The sequence below is a fragment of the Pseudomonas sp. SDO5591_S426 genome, assembly GCF_054070755.1.
Genome location: NZ_JBSVXD010000030.1, coordinates 1 through 20,956, shown reverse-complemented (window position 1 = coordinate 20,956; position 20,956 = coordinate 1). Strand labels below are relative to the sequence as shown.

The window sequence follows — 20,956 nt, the reverse complement described above, 5'->3', positions numbered from 1 at the left end:
GAGCCTGATTCGGGTTTCTGGTCGGAAGGCGATGAAAAGCGGGAGACCGGTTGCTTTGTCCGTTAGGCGCTATCTACTGGCTTACTAGCGTTAGTCGGCAATCCTTAGGCGCGTTAGAGTCGGGCTCACGTTCCTGGCTAACCCGGATGATCCCGATGACTCGCCCTCGCTTCTTGCCCGACAACTTCACCCTGACCCTGATTGGCGTGGTGCTGCTCGCCAGTTTGCTGCCCGCCAGCGGACAAGTGGCGGTGGGCTTTGGCTGGTTGACCAACGCCGCCATCGCACTGCTGTTTTTCCTGCACGGCGCCAAGCTGTCACGCGAGTCGATCATTGCCGGCGCCGGCCACTGGCGCCTGCATTTACTGGTGTTCAGCCTGACCTTCGTGCTGTTCCCGCTGATCGGCCTGGCGCTCAAACCGGTGCTGTCACCGATGATCGGCGCCGACCTGTACATGGGCATGCTCTACCTCTGTGCGTTGCCCGCCACCGTGCAGTCGGCGATTGCCTTTACCTCGCTGGCGCGCGGCAACGTGCCGGCAGCGATTTGCAGCGCCGCCGCATCCAGTCTGTTCGGGATCTTCCTCACGCCATTGCTGGTGACGCTGCTGTTGGACGTGCACGGCGACGGCGGCTCGACCCTCGATGCCATCGTCAAAATCAGCGTGCAATTGCTGCTGCCGTTCATTGCCGGGCAGATCGCGCGGCGCTGGATCGGCGCGTGGGTCGGGCGCAACAAGAGTTGGCTGAAATTCGTTGATCAGGGTTCGATTTTGCTGGTGGTCTACGGCGCGTTCAGCGAAGCGGTGAACGAAGGCATCTGGCACCAGATCCCGTTGCGCGACCTGGCGGGTCTGGTCGTGGCCTGCTGCGTGGTCCTGGGCCTGGTGCTGGTCGCGTCCACCGTGCTGGGCAAAGTCTTCGGCTTCAATCAGGAAGACCGCATCACCATCCTCTTCTGCGGCTCGAAGAAAAGCCTGGCCACCGGCGTACCGATGGCCCAGGTGTTGTTCGCCGGCAGCACCATCGGCGTCTTGATCCTGCCGCTGATGCTGTTCCATCAGATTCAATTGATGGTCTGTGCGGTGCTGGCGCAGCGTTATGCCAAGCGCCAGGAATCGGTGGCGGAGTTGATGGGGCAGGTGGATCCGTAGGTTCGGACGCAACAAACAGTTATGTGATTTTGGTATCAGTGCTATCCAATTAGTGCTGTTTATCAATCAATACCTTAAAAGGTAAGTTGCTCTCTGCGATGACAAGCCGAGAGCAATTGATGATCCAGCCACTTATCCGCAAGTTCATTCCCGCAACAGCCAAGGCCGGCTCTCTGTGTGTCGCGCTATACACCAGCGCATTCGTCAGTGCCGATGACCGCAGTCCGTTGGTTATCAAGGATCAGGGCAGCCTGATCGCCGGCGGCGGGCGAATCACCCAGCCAGGCAAGTTTGATCCCTACAAACCGATGATTCCCGATGGTCAGAGCTACCACGGGGACCATGTCTACGCGTTCTATCAGGTCCCGGTCGACGCTCGTCCGCTGCCGATTGTCATGTGGCATGGCGCAGGACAATCGGCAAAGTCCTGGGAGACCACGGCAGACGGACGTGAAGGGTTCCAGAACATCTTTTTGCGTCGCGGCTTTTCCACCTGGTTGATCGACCAGCCGCGCCGTGGCGATGCGGGCCGCAGTCTGGTTGAAGCGACGATCAAGCCGATACCGGATGAGCAGATGTGGTTCAACCAGTTCCGCATCGGTGTCTGGCCAAATACCTTTGAAGGTAGTCAGTTTCCACAAGGGCAGGCTGCACAGGAACAGTTCTTCCGTTCGATGACGCCCAACACCGGTCCCTACGACATCGAGGTGGTTTCCGATGGCGTCCGCGCGCTTCTGGAAAAGACCGGCCCTGCGATTCTGTTCACCCACTCGCAGGGTGGCGGTCCCGGTTGGCTGACGGCGATCAAAAGCCGAAATGTGAAGGCCATCGTGGCGTTCGAACCGGGCAGCAGTTTCGTGTTTCCGGAGGGTGAAGCGCCCCCACCAATTCCCAGCGCATTCGACACGCTCTCGGCACACGTTGTATCGAAGGCGCAGTTCGAAGCGCTGACCCGGATCCCCGTCGTCATCTTCTATGGCGACAACATCCCCGACAAACCGGTACGGCTGCCAGCACAAGACAGTTGGCGCGCGCGGCTTGAAATGGCGCGGCTATGGCGCGACACGGTGAACCGGCATGGCGGTGACGTCACGCTCATTCATTTGCCGCAAATCGGCATCACAGGCAACAGCCACTTTCCGTTTTCGGACATCAACAACGTCGAGATCGCGGATCTGGTTTCGAAGTTTCTCGCAGAAAAAAACCTCGATTAAAAAACATCGGCAGGAGCATTCATATGATTCGAAGCGCAGTTAAGGCCACTTTCATGGCCGCCATGATCGGGATGTCTGGCGTCGAGGTTGAGGCCGCTGACTACAAGCAGAATCCGTTCACACTGACTTATGGTGGCGCCATCACCAAAAACGAGCCGGGCAAGGTCAATATCCATACGGTCACCTACAAGCTCAACGGCCTGGATATCTCCGCCAACGTTTACACCCCAGCCAACTATGACTCGACCAAGAAATACCCGGTGGTCGTCGTGGCGCATCCCAACGGCGGGGTGAAAGAGCAGGTTGCCGGCTTGTATGCCCAGCGTCTGGCTGATCAGGGCTACATCACCATCACGGCAGATGCGGCGTATCAGGGCGTCAGTGGCGGTGAGCCGCGCAATGTGGACAAGCCATCGAACCGCATCGAAGACATCCATGGCATGGCGGATTTCATCGCCGGTTATCCTGGCGTCGATACGGCGCGGCTGGGATTGCTCGGCATCTGCGGCGGTGGTGGTTATTCGTTGGCGGCGGCGCAAACCGACAAGCGCTTCCAGTCGATCGCGACCCTGAGCATGTTCAACTCAGGGCTGGTGCGTCGCAATGGCTACCGGGATTCGCAACTGTCCACCATTGAGCAGCGCTTGCAGCAGGCGTCCGCCGCGCGCGCACAGGAAGCGGCCGGTGGAGAAATTCTCTATACCGGCGATGCCAAACTGACCGATGAGCAGATCGCCAAGCTGCCGTTTGATCTGTATCGCCAGGGCTTCGAGTATTACGGCAAGATCCACGCACACCCGAACTCGACCTTCCGCTACACCACGAGCAGCCTGCTGGACCTGATGCGTTTCGACGCCACCAATCAGATCGAGCTGATCGACAAACCGTTACTGATGATCGCGGGCAGCAAGGCCGACAGCCTGTACATGTCCGAGCAGGCTTTCGCCAAGGCCACGGGAACACAGGACAAGAAACTGTTCACCATCGACGGCGCGACCCACATCGAAACCTATTGGGTGCCCGAGTATGTGGACGTCGCCATGGACCAGTTGACCGCGTTCTACGCCAGAACCCTCTGATTTGAAGGAACCCTCATCATGAAAAATACCCTTTTGGGGATCGCGGTGTGTGCTGCGGCCCCCTTTGCCTGCGCCGACGGTGCCAGTGAAACCCGAGCCGCCCAGCCGATCAGCCGGGCAGGCAGTCAGACTTCGGTCGCGGGGCCGGCGGATTCTTTCACCGGGCGGGTGCGTGTCGATCCGTTATTTCCGGCTTCCGGTGAGATCAATGCGTCCGGTGCGTACGTCACCTTCGAACCGGGCGCACGTTCAGCCTGGCATACCCATCCTGCAGGCCAGCGTTTGGTGGTGGTCTCCGGTGTCGGCTTGACCCAGGAATGGGGCAGGCCTGTACAGGAAATCCATCCGGGCGACGTGATCGTCTGCCCGCCGGGCGTCAAGCATTGGCACGGTGCCGCACCCTCGAGCGCCATGACTCACCTGGCCGTGACCGGCGCGGTCGACGGCAAGAGTGTGGATTGGCTGGAGAAGGTCACCGATGATCAATACAGTGCCCATGATCCTGTGACGCCACCGTCGACGACCAAAGAATTTCCAGTCTCTGAGGAACTGTCCGCCAAACAGCAAGCCATTCCATTGATAGCGGCTGCCATGGCCACGAGCGACATGCCGGGGCTCAAGGTTGCCTTGAACCGGGGACTGGATGCAGGGCTGACCGTCAGCGAAGCGAAAGAAATACTGGTGCAACTCTACGCCTACAGCGGTTTTCCCCGCAGTCTCAACGCGCTCGGCGAGCTGATGAAAGTCGTGGAGGCGCGCAAACAACGTGGCGTTCAGGACGATCCGGGGCGCGAACCCGGTCGCGCGATTCCGTCCGGCAGCGAACTGCTGGCGGCGGGTAAGGCCAACCAGACGCGCATTGCCGGCGCGCCTGTGCAAGGGCCATTGTTCGATTTCGTCCCGGTCATCAACCAATACCTGCAAGCGCATTTGTTCGGCGACATTTTCGAGCGCGACAACCTGGACTGGCAAAGTCGTGAGCTGGCCACGGTCGCGGCGCTGGCCGTCACCCCCGGCGTCGAGTCGCAGTTGCGCTCGCACATGGCCGCCAGCCTGCGAGTCAGCCTGAGCGCTGCGCAATTGCGTCAATTGGTCCAGTTGCTGGCAGAGCAGGGTGATGTTGAAGCGGCCAGGCGTGCGGGCGAGGCGTTGGACGCCGCTCAGCCCAAATAGCGCAGAGCTTCGCGCAGCAAGGTGAAGGCCGGTGAACTCTGGCGCCGGCTCGGATAGTAGAGGTGATAGCCAGAGAACGGCTCGCACCAGTCGGCCAGCACGCGAATCAATCGACCTTGCGCGACATGTTCCTGCACCAGATCTTCCGGCATATAGGCCAATCCCAACCCCTGAAGGGCAGCCTCCAGGCGCATGGCGATGTTGTTGAACACCAGTTGTCCTTCGACTCGCACCTTCAGCTCTTGCCCGTTCTTCTCGAACTCCCAAAGGTACAGACCACCGTAGGTGGGCATGCGCAAAGTGATGCCGTTGTGCCCCGTCAAATCGCCCGGAACGACGGGTTTCGAGTACCGGGCGAAGTATGCCGGGGAGCCGACAACCGCCATGCGCATGTCGGGACCGATGCGCATCGCGATCATGTCCTTGGCGACCTGCTCGCCCAACCGTACTCCAGCGTCGAAGCCTTGCGCGACGATGTCGGTCAGGCCGTAGTCGACGATGATTTCGATACTGAGATCCGGGTTGTCGGGCAGCACCTTCGCGAGCACGGGATGCAGGATGGTAATCGCCGAATGCTCGCCCGCGGTAATGCGCAATTTGCCTGCCGGCTTGTCACGGAATTCGCTGAGCAATGCCAGTTCTGTATCGATCTCTTCGAAGCGGGGAGCGATCACCTGCAGCAAATGTTCGCCTGCTTCTGTGGCGGACACACTGCGCGTGGTGCGAGCCAGCAGCCGGACACCCAGGCGTTCTTCCAGTTGGCGCATGGCACGGCTCAAAGCAGGTTGCGACATGCCCAGTCTGGCGGCAGCGCGAGTGAAACTGCGCTCCTGTGCGACGGCGGCAAAAATCGCGAGCTGGTCGTAGCTTTCTGCGGTCATTAATACGCTCCAGGTATGAACCGTAAGCGATTATGCCGATAAAGTCGTCACTCAAACATCAGGCAAAAAAAAGCCGCCTATGAAGGCAGCAATAAAAAAGCACGCGGTGTATGGCGTGAGTATTGCGGCAACCAGGTTACAGAGTGATGACAGCGATTGTGCGCCCGCATCAAAGCGCACAATCGAGCCTGCGTCCTCAATACACCTGCGGCACGATGATTTCCGGTGGTGTCGGGCTGCGCGAGTAGTCTTCCTGGCGTACGCGTTCCGGCAGTTCGATCACCGGTAGTTCGACTTCTTCGTAGGGCATTTGCCCGAGCAGGTGATGGATGCAGTTGAGCCGGGCCTTTTTCTTGTCGTCGGCTTGCACCACCCACCACGGCGCTTCGGCGATGTGGGTGCGGTCGAGCATGATTTCCTTGGCCTTGGTGTAGGCCTCCCAGCGCCGACGGGATTCAAGGTCCATGGGGCTGAGTTTCCATTGTTTGAGCGGGTCGTGGATGCGGCTGAGAAAGCGCAAATGCTGTTCCTGGTCGGAGATCGAGAACCAGTATTTGATCAACTGAATGCCAGAGCGGGCGAGCATCCGTTCGAACTCCGGCACGGTGCGAAAGAACTCTTCGTATTGGTCCTCGTTGCAGAACCCCATGACTTGTTCGACGCCCGCGCGGTTGTACCAACTGCGGTCGAACAACACGATTTCACCCGCCGCCGGCAGGTGCGAAACGTAGCGCTGAAAGTACCACTGGGTGCGTTCGCGGTCGTTGGGGGCGGGCAGGGCGGCGACCCGGCAGACCCGAGGATTGAGCCGCTGGGTGATGCGCTTGATCACGCCACCCTTGCCCGCCGCATCGCGCCCTTCGAACAGGATCACCACCTTGTGCCCGGTCTTCACCACCCAACTCTGCAACTTCACCAGCTCACCTTGCAGGCGGAACAGCTCGCTGAAGTAACGGCGACGTTCCTGCCTTTCCGGGCTCTCGCCGAGATGATCATCGAACAGTGCTTCGAGGTCGTGATCGTCCTCCAGCAACTCCAGCTCCAGTTCTTCGTCGCTGTGATCGAGCAGTTCGCGGTGGATGCGTTGCATCAGGGTGTCGTTGGTCAACAGCATGGTCAGAACTCCCGACGAAGTTGGAAGTGCCCATGCTAGGCCCGCGCATGTGACGACGTGGTGACGAACAGGTGATGGCGAAATTCATCGGCCTGTCATCGTCGTGTCACTGAGCGCATGGCAGGATCGGCGCAAACCGCCCTGCGGCACGCCATTCGCAGGCCGATGAAACTGCCGGGAATCCCCACCATGAAAGGTGACAGCTCTCTGTTTGCGGCCATTGACCTGGGCTCCAATGCGTTTCGCCTGATGATTGGCCAGCCAGTCAAACGCAACCGCCAGATGATGATTCAGGAAGTCAAAACCCTGCGCGAACCTGTGCGCCTGGCCGAAGGGTTTCAGGGTGGGGCACTAGACGAAATGGCGCTGGATCGGGGGTGGCAGGCGCTGGCGCGATTCGGCAAGAAACTGCGTGGCTTCGAAGCCGGGCGAGTGCGGGCGGTGGCGACCAGCGCCGTGCGCGAAGCTGACAATGCGCAATTGTTCCTGGCCAGCGCCGAACGCCACTTGGGGTTTCGTATCGACGTGATCTCGGGGCAGGAAGAAGCGCAACTGGTGTACGCGGGTGTCGCCCATACCAACCCCGGTTCAGAGAGCATGCGACTGGTGGTGGATATCGGCGGCGGTTCCACCGAATTGATTCTGGGACGCGGCCCTCAGTTGCTGGTCACCGAGAGTATTGCGATTGGCAGCGGCACTTTTGGAGCGCGTTATTTTGCCGGCGGCAACATCACCGCCCAGGCGCTGCTTGAAGCCGAACGGGTAGCGACGCTTGAGTTCGACAAGGTCGCCCGTCGTTATCGCGCGCAGGGTTGGCAGCAGACCATTGGCTCTTCAGGCACCGCGCGCATGCTGGCCAAGATCCTCAGTGCCAATGGGTTGAACGACTATGGAGAAACCGGCATCACCTACAGCGGACTGCTGCGCCTGTCGCTGCGTCTGCTCGAAGTCGGGCATGTCAAAAAGCTGCGGCTGGCGGGGCTGCAAGCCCATCGCCTGAGCAGTTTGCCGGGAGGGTTGGTATTGATGCTGGCGGCGTTCAAGGTCTTCGGCATCGCACACATGACGCCTTCGGAGCCGGGTTTGCGGTTCGGAGTTCTACACGGGCTGATGTCCAGACACTGATTTCATTGCAATCTCCCGTCAGCGTCCAGCCGCTGCATCCGCCAATGCAGTGACCACCTGTTTCTCGATTTCCTTTTCATCCAGCCCACGTCCGAAATGCTTGAGGTAACGGCCCTGGCTATCGATTAAAAACAGGATGGTCGAGTGGTCCATCATGTACTCGTCCGGTTTATCCCCCGTAGGCACTTTCTTGTAATACACGTGATAAGCGTCCGTGATGCGCACGATGTCTTGCGCCGAACCGGTCAAGCCGACGAAGTCACTGGCGAAGTAATTCACGTAGGTCTTCAGTTTTTTCGGCGTGTCCCGTTCCGGGTCTATGGTCACGAAAATCGGCCGCACGTTGATGCCCTGCTGCTGTTGCAGCTGCCGGCTGATGCGGGCCATTTTCGCCAAGTCAGTTGGGCAAATGGCGGGACAGGTCATGAAGCCGAAATACAGCAACGCCGGCTCGCCAAAACTGCGTTCGGTGACGCGCTGGCCATTCTGGTTGGTCAGCTGGAACGGCCCGCCGATGTCGGTGCGGGTCGCAGCCGTCGAACTCGCCGCCGTTGCCGCCAATAGCAACGCCATTAGCCACTTCATGGCTCAGTACCCTCCCGAATAGGTCAACGCCAGTCCCAGCAGTTCGGACATCTGGCCGTCCTCTTTCTGGGTGCCGGCAGACAAGCCAAGTTTGATCTGGCCGGTGATGTTGTAGGTCACGCTCAACTCGTTGAGGTAGTCCTGGTGATCCGCGCCCCCGGTCGATTCGCGATGCTTGTCGGTACGCGTCGCACCCAGCGCCCAGTCGCCGAAATCGAAGGTCAGCGAGGTGGTCAGATAGCGGGTGTCGTTGCCCTTGATGCCGTCCTCGTTGTCGACATCGGCGAATTCGACGAAGGGCACGATATCGAAATAACGCCCCGCCAGCGTCGGCTCAAGATCGGTGCTCGGCGCATAGGCCCAGATGTAGCGGGCCGAGGCGATCTTGATGGTTTCATCGTCTTCGCCTGGTGGATCGGGCTGCGTCTCGTCTTCGGCCTTTTTGTTGAACATATAACCGGCCTGCATCTCCAGATAAGGCACCGCCGGAATCGCTATCCAGTTCACCGTCACCGCATAGGAATCGAGCTTGCCGGTATTCGACGGACCGCCATCGCTGCGCTGCAACTTCTCGCCATGGCGCAGGTACGGCCGACCGAGAAACGAATTGTCCGCGGTGTACACGCTCAGGTTGGGTTCGATCATCCCCAGCTTCTGGTCGAAAAAGCGGTACGCCACTGTGCCACCGAGCATGCCGTCGAGGTCGTAGGTGGCGACGTAATCATTGGTGTAGAGGCCGGGCGCCTGGTCCTGCGCGCGACCGAACGGCACATGGTATTTGCCGACCGAAAAGGCCGAGTTGGCGTTGTTCTGGTAGTAGTTGAGGTCGTTGATCACCAGCCCCACGTCTTCGAAGAAACGCTTTTGCCCAGGCTCTGGCCCGGCGACGGGATTGATCTCGGTGGCCAGTTGAATCTGCTGATCGTGGGTGAAGCGAAAGTAGAACGTGGTGTTGATGTCCGGGTACGCGTCCCCGGTGTTGCGATTGCCGCCCTGGGGCGAATCGCCATGCGTGTGGTCATATTGAAAGGTCGCGTCGTAATCCATGCCGACGTTGGGGTATTGCCCGTCATCGGCGAGCGTCGATTCGACGGCGCACACCGATCCCACCAACAACACAGCCAAGCGATAGTTGTACATGGCGTGCCCCCCCTTAGTTGATCAGCGGTTTCAGCGGGCTGGACGCTTTCGGGTCCTGTCCGGTGTTGCGCAGGTAGGAGCACAACTGGTTGTTTTCACCGTACAGCCCGCCCAGGGGTTCGAGCTTGACCGCCTGCTCGTAGTCCTCCGGCTTGACCACCTGAATCGCCTGCATCATGCCGCCGTCCTCGTGTTCGAGGATGTGGCAGTGGTAGACGAACTTGCCGAGGATCACCGGATCGCGAAAGGGGATTCGCACGGTGATCGAACCTGTTGCGGGAATGAACACGTTGTCCCGATAGCCGCTGAACTGCACCGGTTTGCCGTTGAACTCGGTGACCTGGAAATCCACTTGGTGAATGTGGAACTGGTGCAACTCCTGGGACGGGTTGAACAGCCGCCATTCTTCGACATCACCGAGCTTGACCGTGGTGTTGACCCGGTCCAGCTCAAAGCGTGTGCCGTTGATCAGGAACGCATTGGGGTCGGTGTCCGAATCCTGAAAAGCAAACTGGCGCGTCTTGTTCACCGCGATCTTGCTGAAGTCCTCGGCCGGCGGATAGGCGCTGGTGATCTGTTTGGTCGCCACCTGTTGGCCGCTTGAACGCAGGATCGCCAACTTGGCCATCGGGTACTGATCGCCCGCCGGTCCGGTGTTTCCGGAACCGGTTTCGACTTCGTAGGAACCCTCCGGTGGCCCGACCACCAACACACTGAAACGCGCCGACGGCCCGATCAGTACCTGATCGGCATCGACCCTGCGCGTCACCGTGTTGCCGTCACGGGACAACACCTGCATCGACTGGCCGTTGATACGAATCCGGAAGTACTGGTTGGCGGCAATGTTGATGAAATGCCAGAGCTGGGTTTCTCCGGGCTTGATGTCGATGGTCGGCACTTCCTGGCCATTGATCGTGCGAATCGACGGGGCGCTGGTGATGATCTCGCTGGCGACTTTGCCGGTCAGGGTTTTCTGGAAATTACGCAGGACCAGCACTTGTTCCTTGATGCCCTTGAGTTCGGGAAACGGATCGAGCATGCCATCGACCAGGATCGGCCCGGCAATCCCGGCCGACACCTGACGCTGGGAGCCGCCATGGAAATGACTGTGATACCAGTAGGCACCGGGGCTGTGTGCGAGCGGCAGTTTGACGTTGTATTCGCCCACCTTGTGAGGCTGGGTCACGCGGAAAATATTGTCGCCTTCGTCCAGGGGCGACACCTGCATGCCGTGGAAGTGCAGGTTGGTGATCTCGTCCATGCGGTTATCCAGACGGATCGCCATGGTCCCGCCGGGGCGCGTACGAATCAGTGGCGAATCGTAATCGCCGTTGAACACCAGGGAAACGTAACGCTCATTCCCGACGTTGACCTGCTGCTCGGCCGCCGTGAGCGTGGCGTGGGTCACGCCGCTGGCATCGTAGGTGAACTCAGGATTCTGGCGCAGAGGTTGGGAGGCGGGCTCAGCAGACTGCTGTGTCGCACAACCGCTCAAGGCAACTGCCGCCAGGCTCGCGCAAAGGGCAAAGGGGCGGACGCTGAAAGCTCTGGGCATGATCGCGACCTTCGGTGGCTTGGCGGGGAACTAGCGGGCGTAGTTCGCCTGTGCGTTGCCGAAGGTGATCAACCGTCACCGCGTAATATTAAACGCCACGTTGTATTTGGTATTGAGTCGTTTTTACGCGCAACTTTTCGAGTGTAGAACAGGAAAAGTGGCGCGCAAGTTTATTGGATCCAGCGTAACTTCCGGGCGATGAACTGCATGTGTTTCATTCAAGTAACACAGCTGTTTTCTGCGAGATAAAAGGCACCTTGGTATTAAAAACATCAAAGATGTTTTTTCTCTTCCTTATCAAGATGCTTGTCTTCTTTATGGCGTTCCTTATCCAGTTCCTTGGCTTCTTTATCGATATCTTTTCCGTCGCGATCGATGTCTTTGTCCACGTCACGCATGCCATCCCTGACGTCTTTTGAAACGTCACCTTCCGCATGGGCGATGCCGATATAAGGCGTCAGGCCAGCAGATAGCAGCAACGCCACGACCATTGTTTTCAGGATTCGCATTTTGATGACTCCTGTTTCGTAAAGCCTGCCGTTTGAACGGGCAGGACAACGGACTACCCCTGGGGCACCACGCGCGCTTCGCTGCCGGCCCCTTCAACATAAACGTTCATGCCTTTGGTCAGTGACGGATTGATCGGTTGAGTCACCGAAACCAGTACGCCGCTGTTGGTTCGAACAATAATCTGCTGCGCGTCCTTGGGCTGGTCATATTGTTTCTTCTCCGCGTAGTTACCGCCGGCCGCACCCGCAAGGGCGCCGGCGACCATCGCAACATCCCGGCCAGTGCCACGCCCGATCAGACTGCCGAGCGCAACGCCGCCGATACCGCCGAGGATCGCCCCGACGCCACTGTCATGATTGGTCTGCATCTGTACCTGCGAAATCTGCTCGATCTTGCCCGAGCGAATCTCCATTTCACCCGCGCCACCGCTCCCGGCATCGACCGCAGCGCAGGCGCAAAGCAATACACTCAACAGCGAAATCGTCAGCCAGGAAGCGAAAGTTTTCATCATCGAACTCCATCTCATGAAAGGACTGGGTCAATTGAACGCACTCCATCCACGCTAGACGAAAAAGCCCGGTGCGGTTGAATTCATCATGGCGTGCCGACGAAAACCACTTCGAAGTATTGCCGCTATGTCAGCGATATTGCCGACCTCGGTTTTTCGTCCGGCAGGTTCTCGACCAGCCACTCGCTGAAACTGCGCGCATTGCTCTCGCTGTCCCGATGAGTCAACAAAGCCCAGTTTGGCCCACGAATGGTCTGCTCCACCAAAGGCTGCAACAGGCCGTTGGCGCGTGCTTGCCGACTCAGTAGCTGACTGACCAGCGCGATGCCGAGCCCCGCGCAGGCGGCATCCAGCAGCAGGCCGGGGTCGGAGAAGTTCAGCCCTTGATCCTGCTGGCCGACATCGATACCGGCCTCCACCGCCCAATGGCTCCAGTCCATTTCCCGTTCGCCATGCAAGGTGGTGCGCTGTGCCGGTGGCTGCGTCAGCAGGTTCGGATGACACGCCGGATAGAGGCGGTCGGCGCATAAAACCTTGAAGCTGCATTCGGCCTGGGAACTGATGTCGTCGCGCACCGCGATGTCGATCGTTTGCGTCGCCATGTCAGGCACTTCATCGGTGCTGAAAATCCACAGATCGACCTCCGGATGCTGTTGGCGAAAATCGGCCAGACGCGGCAGCAGCCAGTGGCGGGCGAACGCCGGCGTGGTGTTGAGCACCAGTTGATTGGGCTTCTGATATTGCCCCAGGCGTCGAATGCCCACGGCCAATTGCTGGAGCAGAGCCTGGGTGGTGCTGAGCAAATCATGCCCGGCATCGGTCAGGCTGACGCTGCGTCCGCTGCGAAAGAACAGCGGTTGTTCGAGATACGCCTCAAGGCTGCGGATCTGCTGGCTGATGGCCGACTGAGTGAGGTTCAACTCGTCGGCGGCCTTGTGAAAGCTGCCCAGCCGTGCGGCGGCTTCAAAGCCGCGAAGCGTGCTCAGTGGCGGCCAGTGTTTGAGCATATCGATAAGTTTCTCTAATCAGTTGTCCGCAAAATCCATCGTTTGTTTGCCCGTTTTTACAGCCGTAGCATGCATGCCAACACCGCCAAGGCGTTTTTCATTGAACACAATGACTTAATTGAAAGGCCGATTTCACCTGGAGAGCATCATGCAGCAGAACGACAATAAAAACACCGGTTGGATCATGCCCGCCGAGTGGGCCCGGCACGCGGCGACCTGGATGGTCTGGCCGCACAATAAGGCGCTGTGGGAGTCCGGATGGCGCGTGACATTGGCCAACGTGCAAGAAGACTTCGCCCGCGTGGCCAATGCCATTGCCCGTTTCGAACCGGTGAAAATGGTTGTCGATCCATCGGCGGTCGCCAGCGCCAAAGCGTTGTGCGGGCCGAACATCGAACTGATCGAGTGGGCGGTGAACGACAGCTGGTGCCGCGACTCCGGCCCGAGTTTCGTCTGCCATCCGCAGCAAGGCCTGGCCGGGGTGAGCTGGCGCTTCAACGCGTGGGGCGGCAAGTCGGCGCACAACCTCGACGAAAGCCTGGGGCGCCGCGCGCTCAATCACTTGGGGTTTGAATGTTTCGGTACGCCGCTGAGCAACGAAGGCGGGGCGATCCATGTTGACGGCGAAGGCACGCTGATCACCACCGAATCGGTGTTGCTCAACCCCAATCGCAACCCCGGCATGAACAAGGCCGAGATGGAGGAAATCTTTGCGCGGCTGCTCGGCGTGAAGAAAACCATCTGGCTGCCGGGCGATCCGGACTACGTCACCGGCGACATGACCGACGGCCACGTCGATGGCGTGTGCGCATTCGCCCGTCCCGGCGTTTTGCTGGTCGACGCTACCCACGACAAACAATCGGTGTACGCCGAAGTGGCCCGTGAAAACCGTCGTGCGCTGGAACTGGCTACCGATGCACAAGGGCGCAAGTTCGAATTGATCGAGTTGTATGAGGCCAGCGACGCCGTGGACACCGAAGCCGAAGTGTTCTGCGCCTCGTACACCAATTTCTACATCGCCAACGGCGCGATCATCATGCCGGCCTACGGCATCGCGGCCGATGATGTGGCCGCCGAAACGCTCGCCCAGGCATTCCCCGGACGTGAAGTGGTGCCGGTGCGAATCAATCATCTGGCCCATGGCGGCGGCGGTGTGCACTGCATCACCCAGCAACAGCCTGCCTGGCCGCTGGAGGGTTGAAGCGATGACGCTCCTGACAATCGCCACCACCCAGATGCCGTGCACCTGGGACCTGAAAAACAACCTCGACCAAGCCGAACAGCTTGTCCGCGAGGCAGCGGCCAAGGGTGCCCAGGTCATCCTGCTGCAAGAGCTGTTTGCCACGCCGTATTTCTGCATCGAGCAAAATCACAAGCACCTGGCCCTGGCCGAGGAGTTTCGCGAAAGCCCGGTCCTCAAGCGCTTTGCCGCATTGGCGAGGGAGTTGGGCGTGGTCCTGCCGCTGAGCTGGTTCGAGAAGGCCGGCAACGCGTATTTCAATTCTCTTTGCGTGGCCGACGCCGATGGACGCCTGCTGGGTGTTTACCGCAAAACCCACATTCCCAACGCCATCGGCTATCAGGAGAAAGAATATTTCAGCCCCGGCGACACCGGTTTCCGTGTCTGGGACACCGCGTTCGGCCGCATCGGCGTGGGCATCTGCTGGGATCAGTGGTTCCCCGAGACGGCACGTTGCCTGGCCTTGATGGGCGCCGAGGTCTTGCTGTTTCCCACAGCGATCGGCTCTGAACCGGGCTGTGCGAGCCTGGACTCCCGCGACCATTGGCAAATGACCATGCGCGGTCATGCGGCGGCCAACATCCTGCCGGTGGTGGCGTCCAACCGCGTCGGCCGGGAAGCCGCGACCACCGATCCAGCGTTGCAGATGAATTTCTACGGCTCGTCCTTCATCTGTAACCACAAGGGCAAATTGCTCGCCGAGGCCGACCGTGACAGCACCGGCCTGCTGGTGCACAGCCTCGACCTCGCGGCCATGCGCGAAGAGCGCCTGAGCTGGGGCATCTACCGCGACCGCCGTCCGGACATGTACGGGACGTTGTTGAGCCAGGACGGGCGCCACATCAACTCACGCTGGAACACTCAAGGAGTTTGATATGCACGTTTCCCACAAACGCTTGCTCGCCGCCCTGGGTTTTTCACTGTGCTGCACGGTGCCGTCGCTACACGCCGAGGAGAAAACCCTGCGGCTGTACAACTGGGCCGATTATTTCGCCGAAGACACCCTGAGCCGCTTCACCGCCGAAACCGGGATCAAGGTGATCTACGACGTGATGGATGGCAGCGAAACCCTGGAAGCCAAGATGCTCGCGGGCGGCAGCGGCTATGACCTGATCTTCCCCGGCGACACCGTGGCCGAGCGCCTGGTGCGCGCCGGCAGCCTGATGCCGCTGGATCGCTCGAAACTCACTGAGCTGGCCGACATCGAGCCCGGCCTGCAAAAGCTGCGCAGGCAATACGAGCATTCGAGTCAGGCCACCGTCCCTTACACCTGGGGCACCATCGGCCTGACTTACAACGCCGAGCAAATCAAGCAGCGCGTGCCCGACGCCCCGGTCAACAGCCTCGACATGCTGTTCAAGCCGGAACTGGCGGCGAAGTTTGCTGACTGCGGCATTTCGATGATCGACTCGCCGGATGAAGCGCTGGCGGTGGTCCTCAACTATCTCGGTCGCGACCCACGCAGCGGCAAGCCGGAAGACTTGAAGGCAGCGAGCGAACTGCTGATGAAATTGCGACCGTACATTCGCAAGTTCCAGTCGCAACCGGTGACCGATCTGGTCAACGGCAACCTGTGCCTGTCCCTCGGCTACAGCGGCGACATGACCCAGGCGCAACGCACGGCGGATTCCGCCGGCAAGAAAAGCGACTTCCAGTACCGCATCCCCCGCGAAGGCACCACGGTGTGGATGGACACCATGGCGATCCCGGTCGACGCCAAACATCCGGAGTACGCCTACGCGTTCATCAACTTCGTCATGCGTCCGCAGAACATGGCGGCCATCAGTAACTTCACCGGTTACCCGACTTCCAATGCCAAGGCCCGTCCGGACGTCGATGCAACGATGCGCGACAACCCGGACATCTACATCGACGAAGCCACCTATGCTCGATTGATCCCGGGCAAAGACATTCCCCAGGCCGACATGCGCGCACGCATGCGCACCTGGACCAAGTTCAAGACGGCCACAAGCCAATGATTCCGGGCCGGCGCACAACGCCGGCCTTTGCCCCTTTTTCAGGAAACAGACACATGTCAACGCGTCGCGAATTCATCAAACAGGTATCGGTTGCCGCCGGTGTGACAGCCGCCTTCATGGGCCTTGGTCTGAGCCCCGCGCAAGTGTTGGCGGCGGGCGAGGGTCGTTGGTACATGCCGGACGAAGGAGACAAGCACCAACAGGCGTTCATCGCGTTTGGCGCGCAGGACGCCATCTGGGAAGACTTCACCGCCGACGTGCAAGCGGCACTGGGCCTGATCGCGCGGACCATCGCCGGTTATGAGCCGGTCACCGTGTTCTGTCGCGACAGCGAACGGGATCTGGCCGAAGAACATTGCGGTTCGAAGAACATCACCTACGTCATCACCGAACTCGACGACATCTGGATGCGCGACATCGGTGCCAATTTTGTCGTCGACGGCAAGGGCGAACTCGGCGCGGTGGATTTCAATTTCAACGGCTGGGGCAACAAACAACGACACAGCAAAGATGCTCAGTTAGCCGCGCTGGTTGCCGAGACCGAAGAGGCCCGATACCTGCGCAGTGAATTGGTGGGCGAGGGCGGTGGCATCGAGGTGGATGGTCACGGTACCGGGATCATGACTGAAAGCAGCTGGTTCAATAAAAACCGCAACCCCGACTGGAGCAAGGCCGAGGTCGAACAGGAGCTGAAGGAACGCCTGGGGTTGCGCAAAATCATCTGGTTGCCGGGCATCAAGGGCAAGGACATCACCGATGCTCACGTCGACTTCTATGCGCGTTTCGTCAAGCCGGGCGTGGTGATCGCCAACCTCGACAACGACCCCGAGTCCTACGACTACAAGGTCACCCGAGCCCATCTGGAGATACTGAAAAACGCTACCGACGCCGATGGCCGCCGGTTGCAGGTGCACACCGTGTCGCCGCCGCTCAATCCACGGCAGAGCAAGTTCAGCAAGAACAATCCGGACTTCGCCGCCGGCTACATCAATTACTTCGTGATCAACGGGGCGATCATTGCGCCGCAGTTTGGTGACAAGGCTGCAGACCGCAAAGCTTTTGATCTGCTCACTCAACTGTATCCGGAGCGCGAAGTGGTGCAGCTCAACATCGATGCCGTCTCGGCCGGTGGCGGCGGCATCCACTGCGTGACCAGTCACCAGCCGAAGGTCTAGTGCGCCCGCGCTGTGCCGATTTCGTCGTCGTCAACGGCCAAAGCCATCAAGCCATCTCGCCCCGGATAGACCACCCTGAGCGGTCTGTTCAAGGAGATGACCATGATTCGATTGACCCTGATCCAGGCCCGCGAGCTGGCCGAATCGATCCTGCTGCACAACGGTTTCAATCCGGCCCATGCGCAAGCGGTGGCGGCGACGGTGATTGCCGGTGAACGCGACGGCTGTGCCTCCCACGGTTTATACCGGGTACTGGGCTGCGTGAATTCCCTGCGGGCCGGCAAGGTGTCGGCCGATGCCGAGCCGCAGGTGATCGATCAGGCGCCTTCGATCGTGCGGGTGGATGCTGGCGGTGGTTTTTCGCAGTTGGCGTTTCAGGCCGGGTTGCCGTTACTGGCACAAAAGGCTCGCGACAATGGCATTGCCGCATTGGCAATCAACCGTTGTGTGCACTTCTCGGCACTGTGGGTGGAGATCGAGCAACTGACCGCTGCCGGGCTGGTGGCGCTGGCGTGTAATCCGAGCCATGCCTGGGTGGCGCCTGCCGGCGGCCGCGTGCCGGTGTTCGGCACCAATCCCATCGCTTTCGGTTGGCCACGCGCGGGGCGCGACCCGTTTGTGTTCGATTTCGCCACCAGCGCGATTGCCCGTGGCGACATCGAGTTGCATCGCCGGGCCGGCAAGGCGATTCCCGAGGGTTGGGGCGTGGACGCACAGGGCCAGCCAAGCACCGACGCCAACGTGGTGCTCGACAGCGGCGCGATGCTGACGTTCGGCGGGCACAAGGGTTCGGCATTGGCGGCGATGGTGGAGCTGATCGCCGGGCCGCTGATCGGTGACCTGACCAGCGCCGAGTCGCTGGCTTACGACGGCGGCAGCAAGTCGTCGCCGTACCATGGCGAGTTGATCATCGCCCTGGACCCCCGGCGCTTTTTGGGCGACGCCACCGAACAACATCTGGCCAGAGCGGAAACGTTGTTCGAGGGCATCGAAGGGCAGGGCGCACGCTTGCCGTCACAACGACGTTATGCAGCGCGGGTGCGCAGCCTGGCGGAGGGCGTGCAGATTCCAGAGGCGCTGTACAACGACCTGAAATCGCTGCTGGTCTGAAACGAAACGGCAGCGAGCCCGCTCGCGAAGGCGTCCTCAGGACCTCAGAAGTAATACCCGATGTTCATGTACAACTGATTCTCCCAATGATCCGTCCCGCCAGCCCCCAGACTCTGGGTGTAGCTGCTGCCGCCGATGTATGGATCGTTCTTGCCGAATATCCATTCAGTGGCGATCCACAGTTTGCTCAAGGAGAACGATGTGCCGAGGATCACCCGTTCCGAGGTCTCGAAGTCGCTGGCGGATTTGTCGAAGGCGCTGTAGTTGGCGTACAGCTTCACCCCGCTCACCTGATCGAACAGGTACTTGCCGGCCACGTCGTAACTGAGGTCCGCCACGTACAGATTGCCGCGGCTGGCAATGTTGTAGGTGCCGTCGTAACCGCCGAGGGTCACCACTTCGTCGCTGCCGGGGTTGCGCGGCGACATCTGTTGTCGTGCTGCCTGCAACTGCACTTCCCACGGGCCGTTCTTGCCCAGGTAATGCAAGGCCACGGCGTTGCGGCGGCCGTCATCGTTGGTGTCGCGGTTCTGCAGGCTGGAGGTCAGGCCGGAGAGACCGACCTCGGATTTCCACGGCCCCAGGTCCAGCGCCTTGGCCACGCGCAGTACCGCGGTGTTGCGCTCCTGATTGTCGCTACCGTCGGCCACATAGCTGTCGGCTTCCGACACTACGCTGGAGTAGGTGACGCCATTGCTGGTGCCTTTGCCTTGCCACGCCGGGCGCAGGTAGTAACCGGCCTGGATGTTCCAGTCGCCCGATTGCTGGACGTATTTGGCACCGACTTGTTGCACGTCTTCCAGGCCGATGACGTTGCCCAGGGTTTCGTAGAAGGTGCTGCCGAAGTACGGCTGCAAACCGAACGGCACCGTGTTCAGGCCCACTTGCACCTGCTGATCGGGGTTGAACTTGTAGCCGACCCACGCGAACTTGGCGAACTGGATATCGCCGTAATTCTTGGTGTACTGGTAGGGATAGGAACGACCGTAGAAACGGTACTGAGCCTCACCGATCCAGCTGTCGGAGTTGTATTTGGCGCTGAGGAACACCGTGTCCAGGCCGAACTTCTGGATGTCGCGATCCGGATCGTAATCCCAGCGGGCACGAACGGCGCCGCCGAGGTCGAGGTTGTCAGTGACTTGCACGGCCATGGCCGGGGCCGCAAAGGTGCAGAGTAGAGCGAGATACGAAGGGCTGAGGCGCAAAGAAGCGGGGAAGGGCATGTGGCAGCTCTCGGCTATTTTTATTAGAGATGCCGGCAAGTCTTGCGATCTGAGGTGCGTTGAACAAACGATTAAAAATCCGCTTAAACCTTCCTCGAATGCATGTTACTTAAAAAATCCTGTAGGACAATGTGCCGCTCCCATGTGATCCTTGCCGCCTCGTCACTGGTCCTTGAGAGCCTTTCATGAAACGCAAAATGCCCGGCCTGAATGCGCTCAAAGCGTTCGAAGTGGCCGGTAGCACGGGCAGCTTCACCCGCGCCGCCGAGTTGCTAAACGTCACCCAGAGTGCCGTGAGCCGTCAGGTGCGGCAGCTGGAAGAACAGCTGGGCGAGAACCTGCTGGAGCGGCGCCATCATCACTTGGAGTTGACCAGCGCCGGTCGGGTATTGCTACGGGCATTGCATCAATCCTTCGACAAGATCGAGCTGACGGTGCGCAGCATCCAGCAGAAATCCCATGCCAACCGCCTGCATATCAATGCGCCGCCGACCTTCACCAATCGCTGGCTGATGCCACGTCTGGGGCGCCTGCGCGAGAAGCATCCGGAGCTGGAGTTGAGCATCACCACCCGCTTGCAGGACAGTCTGGCGGAAACCAGTACGCTCGATTGCGCGATCCGTTTTGGCGACGGCGAATGGGATGGCCTGGACAGTTCGCTGCTGTTTCAGGAACGGCACATCGCGGTGTGCGCACCGACGTTGTATGCGCGGGAGTGGAGCGAGCAGGGCATCGACCTCAATCGCCTGACGCTGTTGCATGTGCTGGCCCGGGAAGACCAGCGTTACCTGACCTGGAAACACTGGCTGGACGCCGCGCGCATCAGCGGCGTCGACACCCAGGGCGGGTACGAATTCGACCTGCTCGACCTGGCCATTCGCGCCGCCATCGACGGCCTGGGCATCACCATCGCCGACTGGCACATGGTCGCGCCGGAACTGGCCAGCGGTCAGTTGACCCAGGTGCTCAACGTGCACGTCGAAGGCCATCAGTCGTACTGGCTGGTGACCCGCCCCGAGCAGTCGCTGCCGCAATTGCAGGTGTTCAGCCAGTGGTTGCAGGAGGAAATCTGGCTGGCGCAAAGGCAGTTGGAGCCGTCTACCGCCGCTACCTGATCACCGCCACCCCTGTAGGAGCCGAGCTTGCTCGCGATGGCGTCAGGACATCCAACATAGATGTCGGCT

20 protein-coding genes are annotated in these 20,956 nt (G+C 60.1%); 11 read left to right on the top strand and 9 right to left on the bottom strand.

The genetic code is table 11. The features are described 5' to 3' along the window. Positions 1-155: 155 nt before the first annotated feature. From ACW9JC_RS09310 to ACW9JC_RS09295, 4 genes are all read left to right on the top strand, one after another. Entirely contained in the window at positions 156-1,154 is a 999-nt protein-coding gene (locus ACW9JC_RS09310; RefSeq protein WP_457454793.1) for a bile acid:sodium symporter family protein, read from the top strand. 119 nt (positions 1,155-1,273) lie between these two features. Next, positions 1,274-2,368, top strand: a complete 1,095-nt coding sequence (locus ACW9JC_RS09305; protein ID WP_457454792.1) for an alpha/beta hydrolase — start codon at positions 1,274-1,276, stop codon at positions 2,366-2,368. 23 nt (positions 2,369-2,391) lie between these two features. Beyond that, a complete protein-coding gene (locus ACW9JC_RS09300) occupies positions 2,392-3,447 on the top strand; it encodes an alpha/beta hydrolase (protein ID WP_457454791.1) in 1,056 nt (351 codons plus the stop codon). A gap of 18 nt (positions 3,448-3,465) precedes the next feature. Beyond that, positions 3,466-4,620 (top strand): (R)-mandelonitrile lyase, encoded by a 1,155-nt coding sequence (locus tag ACW9JC_RS09295; RefSeq protein WP_457454789.1) that lies wholly within the window; start codon positions 3,466-3,468, stop codon positions 4,618-4,620. On the opposite strand, the gene ACW9JC_RS09290 is transcribed toward ACW9JC_RS09295, so the two are convergent. Both ACW9JC_RS09290 and ppk2 read right to left on the bottom strand, forming a co-directional pair. Next, entirely contained in the window at positions 4,608-5,501 is an 894-nt protein-coding gene (locus ACW9JC_RS09290) for a LysR family transcriptional regulator (protein ID WP_338586071.1), read from the bottom strand. The genes ACW9JC_RS09295 and ACW9JC_RS09290 overlap by 13 nt on opposite strands. 196 nt (positions 5,502-5,697) lie before the next feature. Next, the gene (gene ppk2 / locus ACW9JC_RS09285; RefSeq protein WP_416129637.1) at positions 5,698-6,615 is read right to left on the bottom strand and encodes a polyphosphate kinase 2; all 918 of its coding nucleotides are present in this window, start codon (positions 6,613-6,615) and stop codon (positions 5,698-5,700) included. Between the two features lie 189 nt (positions 6,616-6,804). On the opposite strand from ppk2, the gene ACW9JC_RS09280 reads away from it, so the two are divergent. Beyond that, on the top strand, positions 6,805-7,740 hold the full coding sequence (locus ACW9JC_RS09280; RefSeq protein ID WP_457454786.1) for a Ppx/GppA phosphatase family protein: 936 nt from the start codon (positions 6,805-6,807) through the stop codon (positions 7,738-7,740). 18 nt (positions 7,741-7,758) lie between these two features. Here ACW9JC_RS09280 and ACW9JC_RS09275 read toward each other — a convergent pair whose 3' ends face one another. The 6 genes from ACW9JC_RS09275 to ACW9JC_RS09250 form a co-directional block, all read right to left on the bottom strand. Then, on the bottom strand, positions 7,759-8,325 hold the full coding sequence (locus tag ACW9JC_RS09275) for an SCO family protein (protein WP_457454785.1): 567 nt from the start codon (positions 8,323-8,325) through the stop codon (positions 7,759-7,761). Positions 8,326-8,328: 3 nt separating this feature from the next. Further along, positions 8,329-9,465 (bottom strand): hypothetical protein, encoded by a 1,137-nt coding sequence (locus tag ACW9JC_RS09270; RefSeq protein WP_457454783.1) that lies wholly within the window; start codon positions 9,463-9,465, stop codon positions 8,329-8,331. A 13-nt stretch (positions 9,466-9,478) separates the two neighbouring features. Then, positions 9,479-11,020 (bottom strand): multicopper oxidase family protein, encoded by a 1,542-nt coding sequence (locus ACW9JC_RS09265; protein ID WP_457454782.1) that lies wholly within the window; start codon positions 11,018-11,020, stop codon positions 9,479-9,481. 272 nt (positions 11,021-11,292) lie between these two features. Next, a complete protein-coding gene (locus ACW9JC_RS09260; RefSeq protein ID WP_457454781.1) occupies positions 11,293-11,529 on the bottom strand; it encodes a hypothetical protein in 237 nt (78 codons plus the stop codon). A 53-nt stretch (positions 11,530-11,582) separates the two neighbouring features. Then, positions 11,583-12,038: an outer membrane lipoprotein gene (locus tag ACW9JC_RS09255; RefSeq protein ID WP_338586080.1), complete on the bottom strand. Its 456-nt coding sequence runs from the start codon at positions 12,036-12,038 to the stop codon at positions 11,583-11,585. A gap of 125 nt (positions 12,039-12,163) precedes the next feature. Continuing rightward, positions 12,164-13,045: a LysR substrate-binding domain-containing protein gene (locus tag ACW9JC_RS09250; protein WP_457454779.1), complete on the bottom strand. Its 882-nt coding sequence runs from the start codon at positions 13,043-13,045 to the stop codon at positions 12,164-12,166. 148 nt (positions 13,046-13,193) lie between these two features. On the opposite strand from ACW9JC_RS09250, the gene ACW9JC_RS09245 reads away from it, so the two are divergent. From ACW9JC_RS09245 to ACW9JC_RS09225, 5 genes are all read left to right on the top strand, one after another. Then, positions 13,194-14,246, top strand: a complete 1,053-nt coding sequence (locus ACW9JC_RS09245) for an agmatine deiminase family protein (protein ID WP_457454777.1) — start codon at positions 13,194-13,196, stop codon at positions 14,244-14,246. A 4-nt stretch (positions 14,247-14,250) separates the two neighbouring features. Continuing rightward, on the top strand, positions 14,251-15,159 hold the full coding sequence (gene aguB / locus ACW9JC_RS09240; protein ID WP_457454776.1) for an N-carbamoylputrescine amidase: 909 nt from the start codon (positions 14,251-14,253) through the stop codon (positions 15,157-15,159). A 1-nt stretch (position 15,160) separates the two neighbouring features. After that, complete coding sequence (locus tag ACW9JC_RS09235) at positions 15,161-16,264, top strand: extracellular solute-binding protein (protein WP_457454774.1); 1,104 nt, start codon at positions 15,161-15,163, stop codon at positions 16,262-16,264. Positions 16,265-16,317: 53 nt separating this feature from the next. After that, positions 16,318-17,439, top strand: coding sequence for an agmatine deiminase family protein (locus tag ACW9JC_RS09230; protein ID WP_457454773.1), 1,122 nt, complete (start codon positions 16,318-16,320; stop codon positions 17,437-17,439). 102 nt (positions 17,440-17,541) lie between these two features. Then, positions 17,542-18,549 (top strand): Ldh family oxidoreductase, encoded by a 1,008-nt coding sequence (locus tag ACW9JC_RS09225; protein ID WP_457454772.1) that lies wholly within the window; start codon positions 17,542-17,544, stop codon positions 18,547-18,549. Between the two features lie 44 nt (positions 18,550-18,593). Here the strand turns inward: ACW9JC_RS09225 and ACW9JC_RS09220 are convergent, their stop codons facing one another. Further along, the gene (locus ACW9JC_RS09220) at positions 18,594-19,772 is read right to left on the bottom strand and encodes a hypothetical protein (RefSeq protein ID WP_457454771.1); all 1,179 of its coding nucleotides are present in this window, start codon (positions 19,770-19,772) and stop codon (positions 18,594-18,596) included. 185 nt (positions 19,773-19,957) lie between these two features. On the opposite strand from ACW9JC_RS09220, the gene ACW9JC_RS09215 reads away from it, so the two are divergent. Then, complete coding sequence (locus ACW9JC_RS09215) at positions 19,958-20,887, top strand: LysR substrate-binding domain-containing protein (RefSeq protein ID WP_416128403.1); 930 nt, start codon at positions 19,958-19,960, stop codon at positions 20,885-20,887. Positions 20,888-20,956: the final 69 nt, after the last annotated feature.

Bases quoted from the DNA above. Each gene is read 5' to 3' on its own strand.
- ACW9JC_RS09310 (WP_457454793.1), top strand. From the start codon at position 156: ATGACTCGCCCTCGCTTCTTGCCCGACAACTTCACCCTGACCCTGATT.
- ACW9JC_RS09305 (WP_457454792.1), top strand. From the start codon at position 1,274: ATGATCCAGCCACTTATCCGCAAGTTCATTCCCGCAACAGCCAAGGCC.
- ACW9JC_RS09300 (WP_457454791.1), top strand. From the start codon at position 2,392: ATGATTCGAAGCGCAGTTAAGGCCACTTTCATGGCCGCCATGATCGGG.
- ACW9JC_RS09295 (WP_457454789.1), top strand. From the start codon at position 3,466: ATGAAAAATACCCTTTTGGGGATCGCGGTGTGTGCTGCGGCCCCCTTT.
- ACW9JC_RS09290 (WP_338586071.1), bottom strand. From the start codon at position 5,501: ATGACCGCAGAAAGCTACGACCAGCTCGCGATTTTTGCCGCCGTCGCA.
- ppk2 (WP_416129637.1), bottom strand. From the start codon at position 6,615: ATGCTGTTGACCAACGACACCCTGATGCAACGCATCCACCGCGAACTG.
- ACW9JC_RS09280 (WP_457454786.1), top strand. From the start codon at position 6,805: ATGAAAGGTGACAGCTCTCTGTTTGCGGCCATTGACCTGGGCTCCAAT.
- ACW9JC_RS09275 (WP_457454785.1), bottom strand. From the start codon at position 8,325: ATGAAGTGGCTAATGGCGTTGCTATTGGCGGCAACGGCGGCGAGTTCG.
- ACW9JC_RS09270 (WP_457454783.1), bottom strand. From the start codon at position 9,465: ATGTACAACTATCGCTTGGCTGTGTTGTTGGTGGGATCGGTGTGCGCC.
- ACW9JC_RS09265 (WP_457454782.1), bottom strand. From the start codon at position 11,020: ATGCCCAGAGCTTTCAGCGTCCGCCCCTTTGCCCTTTGCGCGAGCCTG.
- ACW9JC_RS09260 (WP_457454781.1), bottom strand. From the start codon at position 11,529: ATGCGAATCCTGAAAACAATGGTCGTGGCGTTGCTGCTATCTGCTGGC.
- ACW9JC_RS09255 (WP_338586080.1), bottom strand. From the start codon at position 12,038: ATGAAAACTTTCGCTTCCTGGCTGACGATTTCGCTGTTGAGTGTATTG.
- ACW9JC_RS09250 (WP_457454779.1), bottom strand. From the start codon at position 13,045: ATGCTCAAACACTGGCCGCCACTGAGCACGCTTCGCGGCTTTGAAGCC.
- ACW9JC_RS09245 (WP_457454777.1), top strand. From the start codon at position 13,194: ATGCAGCAGAACGACAATAAAAACACCGGTTGGATCATGCCCGCCGAG.
- aguB (WP_457454776.1), top strand. From the start codon at position 14,251: ATGACGCTCCTGACAATCGCCACCACCCAGATGCCGTGCACCTGGGAC.
- ACW9JC_RS09235 (WP_457454774.1), top strand. From the start codon at position 15,161: ATGCACGTTTCCCACAAACGCTTGCTCGCCGCCCTGGGTTTTTCACTG.
- ACW9JC_RS09230 (WP_457454773.1), top strand. From the start codon at position 16,318: ATGTCAACGCGTCGCGAATTCATCAAACAGGTATCGGTTGCCGCCGGT.
- ACW9JC_RS09225 (WP_457454772.1), top strand. From the start codon at position 17,542: ATGATTCGATTGACCCTGATCCAGGCCCGCGAGCTGGCCGAATCGATC.
- ACW9JC_RS09220 (WP_457454771.1), bottom strand. From the start codon at position 19,772: ATGCCCTTCCCCGCTTCTTTGCGCCTCAGCCCTTCGTATCTCGCTCTA.
- ACW9JC_RS09215 (WP_416128403.1), top strand. From the start codon at position 19,958: ATGAAACGCAAAATGCCCGGCCTGAATGCGCTCAAAGCGTTCGAAGTG.